This window comes from Bradyrhizobium sp. UFLA05-112, assembly GCF_053572325.1.
The window spans coordinates 1-3,433 of the sequence record NZ_JBANBK010000185.1 but is presented as its reverse complement, the minus strand read 5'-3'; the positions used below and the strand labels follow the sequence as shown (position 1 = coordinate 3,433).

3 protein-coding genes are annotated in these 3,433 nt (G+C 64.5%); 2 read left to right on the top strand and 1 reads right to left on the bottom strand.

The genetic code is table 11. The features are described from left to right. The first annotated feature begins 288 nt into the window (after nucleotides 1-288). Nucleotides 289-507: a hypothetical protein gene (locus SO180_RS42160; RefSeq protein ID WP_449384670.1), complete on the top strand. Its 219-nt coding sequence runs from the start codon at nucleotides 289-291 to the stop codon at nucleotides 505-507. 6 nt (nucleotides 508-513) lie between these two features. Here the strand turns inward: SO180_RS42160 and glmU are convergent, their stop codons facing one another. Continuing rightward, the gene (gene glmU, locus SO180_RS42155; RefSeq protein WP_449384669.1) at nucleotides 514-1,869 is read right to left on the bottom strand and encodes a bifunctional UDP-N-acetylglucosamine diphosphorylase/glucosamine-1-phosphate N-acetyltransferase GlmU; all 1,356 of its coding nucleotides are present in this window, start codon (nucleotides 1,867-1,869) and stop codon (nucleotides 514-516) included. Nucleotides 1,870-2,052: 183 nt separating this feature from the next. Between glmU and SO180_RS42150 the strand changes: the two genes are divergently transcribed. Further along, the coding region (locus tag SO180_RS42150; RefSeq protein ID WP_449384668.1) for a hypothetical protein at nucleotides 2,053-3,433 on the top strand (1,381 nt) is incomplete at its 3' end.

Sequence of the window (3,433 nt, the reverse complement as noted above, 5' to 3'; positions counted from 1 at the left end):
AATCCACCAATTGCTCTGCAACCGGTTCGAGCCCGAGAATGCCGACAATCCCGCACATGCGGATCAATATCCCCCAAATCGTCGAAAAATCATCAAAAGGACACCCGCAGTGTTTAACGAAGTTCCTGGGATGGCCGATACTCAATAATTATTGCGGATTGCGACAGCACAAAATGCACGCAGCCTTAATGCAGCGATCCGCGGCTTGGGTTCGTTCGCCTTTAACCGCGCGCATTAACCGGCTGTCAACAGATTTGGCCAACGATTCCTCGCGTGGAGATCAAGGCCATGAAGCGCTCGTCCGACCGCAAAGGTCTGTCATCGATGTATGTGCATGCCAGCGAAACCACTGGCACGCACCTGGCGCATTGGCCGCCGCCGCAACGCGGCAAGGAAAGCAAACCCGTCTTCATCAAGCACGCTGCCGGCGAGCCCGTGAAGCGCGCCAAGCCGCGCGGCTGGCGTCTGACCCGCGCGATCTTCTCCGAATTCGCGGAGGACGAATAACGAAGCTCAATCTTTGGGCTTCTTTGCACCCGTCTTCATTTCGCGATAGCGCGCCGCGCCGCCTTCGCGGATGGTCTGCTGATTGCGTTCCAGTGCCATCGCATCGTCAGGAACGTCTTTCGTTATCACCGAGCCCGAGCCGATATAGGCGCCGTTGCCGATTTTGACGGGCGCGACCAGCGAGGAGTTGGTGCCGACGAAGGCGCCCTTTCCGATCAACGTTTTATGCTTGCCGAATCCGTCGTAGTTGCAGGTGATGGTGCCTGCACCGATATTGGACTTGGCGCCGACGATCGCATCACCAATGTAGGCGAGATGATTGGCTTTCGCGCCCGCCTCAAGCGTCGCGGCCTTGGTCTCCACGAAGTTGCCGATTTTGGCACCTTCGCCAAGCGAGCTGCCCGGCCGCATACGCGCGAACGGACCGACGGACGCGTTCTTGCCAATCGAACTCTGCACGATGTGCGAGAATGAATGGATGACAGCACCGTCGGCGATCGACACGCCCGGACCGATCACCACGAAGGGCTCGATCGTGACGTCCTTGCCGTAGGTCGTGTCAGCGGCAAGGTAGACAGTATCGGGCGCGATCAGCGTGACGCCGGCTTCCATCGCCGCGTTGCGCAGTCGCCCCTGCATTACGCTTTCTGCTTCAGCCAGCTGCGCCTTGGTGTTAATGCCGCGCACTTCGTCCTCACCGGTCTCGATCACGACGGCCTCCCATCCCTGTTCGCGGACGATCCCGACCGCGTCCGTCAGATAATATTCGCCCTTCGAATTCGCATTGCCGATCTTGTCGAGGATCGCCAGCGCGCGGCGCCCGTCCAGCGCCATCACGCCGGCGTTGCACAGCGTGATCTTGCGGTCTTCAGCGCTCGCATCCGCGTGCTCGCGGATCGCAACCAGACGATCGCCTTCGACGATGAACCGGCCGTAGCCCGTCGGATCGGCGGCACGAAAGCCGAGCGCGGCAAGCGCCGCACCGCTCGCGAGCGGCGCGCGCAGCCGCTCGAACGTTTCGGCCGAGATCAGCGGCGTGTCGCCGAACGCGATCAGAAGATCATCTGCGCCGCGCGCAATCGCCTCGCGCGCCGCCAGCACCGCATGCGCGGTGCCAAGCCGTTCGGGCTGCACGAAGGTGAGCGCGTCGGGCCGGATACGCCGCGCTTCATCCGCAACCGCTGCATGCTCGGGCCCGATCACCACCGCAAGCGACGTGCCGGTTCCATTCGGAGCGGCCGCCAGCACGTGGGCGAGCAGCGGCTGCCCCGCGACCGGATGCAGCACTTTTGGCAGGCTCGATCGCATGCGCGTGCCTTCGCCGGCGGCGAGTACGATCGTGAGGCTGGAGCGGGCGGTCATCGATATTTCCAGTGATTCCAGTGTCGGCCGAATCGCTTCCGATTGGCGCGAGGTGCTTGCGCGTCGTCATAGAGGCGTTTTGCTACCCCCGCAAATGCCCGGAATTCAAGTGCATCCCGCATTTCCTGTTAATGTTCCCTGATTGATTCGGGGAAGCTCGACGGGGCTGGGCACTTAACGATCATGGCAAAGGATTCCGACCCACTGGCCGGCGTCTTCGAGACCAGGGATTCCGGCGGTCTTCTCGCCGGGCTCCTGGCTGAGGAAAACGAGTTCGATCGCCGCATGATGTGGCGGCTCGGCTCGTGGGGCGTCGGGGCCGTCGGCGCCGTGGTGATCGCAGTGATGGCCAATCAGGCGCAGCTCGGCTGGCGGCGCGACCAGATCGCAGCCGCCGATCTCACGCGCCAGACCGACCGGCTCCAGATGCTGACGAGGGAGAGCCAGAGCGAAGCCCGCAGGCTGGCATCCGCGATCGAGACGCTCAACACCGATCGCGACCGGCTTTATTCGCGCGTCACGGTCTTGGAGCAAGGGCTCGATTCCGTCACCGGCGCAGTGGCAAAGCAGAATACAGCGCCGCCGCAGACGCCCGCAGCCAAGCCGCAGGAGACGGCGGCGGCCACCGCGCAACCGATGCCCTCACCTTCGCCCGCTGCGCCAAACGTCGCGCCGGTCGCCTCGACGCCTGCGGCGGGCGACAAGGCGCGCGCGGACGCCGCCAAAGAGCCCGCCAAGGAACTGAACAAGGACCAGAGCAAGGATCAGGCCAAGCAGCAGGCCGCTCCGCCGCCCCAGACCGCTGCTGCGGCATCGCTTGTTCCGCAATTCTCAACATCGCCTGCCGGGCTGCCAACCATGCCGCTGATTGCGTCCAAATCGGTGATGGCGCCGCCCGATCCCAGCGCATCCAAGCTGGCCCAGCCGGAAACGGCAGACAAGTCGGATAAGGCTGACAAGGCCGACAAGACGGAGAAGTCGGAAAAAGCCGAGACGCCAAAGGACGACGCGGCATCGCCGACCGAGGTCGCGGCGACAACTGCCGCTGCTGAGCCCGAGGCCGCTGAGAGCGAGCCGCCAGCGCCGGCGATATCAGTGCAGCAGACCCGCTTCGCGGTGGATCTCGGCAGCGCCAACTCGATCGGCGGCCTGCGCGCGCTATGGCAGGGCCTGATCAAGTCCAACCCGGAGATCGCCAACCTCCGGCCGATCATCATGATCAAGGAGAGCAAGACCGGTGCCGGCATGCAGCTCCACCTCGGTGCCGGTCCGCTGGTGAATGCGGCCGCCGCTGCCAAGATCTGCGCCGGTCTCATCGAGAACGAACGAGCCTGCGAGACCACCGTGTTCGACGGCCAGCGGCTGTCGATGCGCGGTCAGGACGCATCGCCCCAGCAGGCCTCTCCACAGGCCGAGACGCTGCCGCCCCCCGCCAAGCCCGAGAAACCGCAGCACCGGCGGAGCTACTCTTCGAAGCGCGCCAAGCGTGAGGAACCGCCGCCACCTCCGCCGGTGCTGCGGTTTCTCGGGCTTGGCGGGGGGCGGCAGCGTCTCGGCCTGTGGA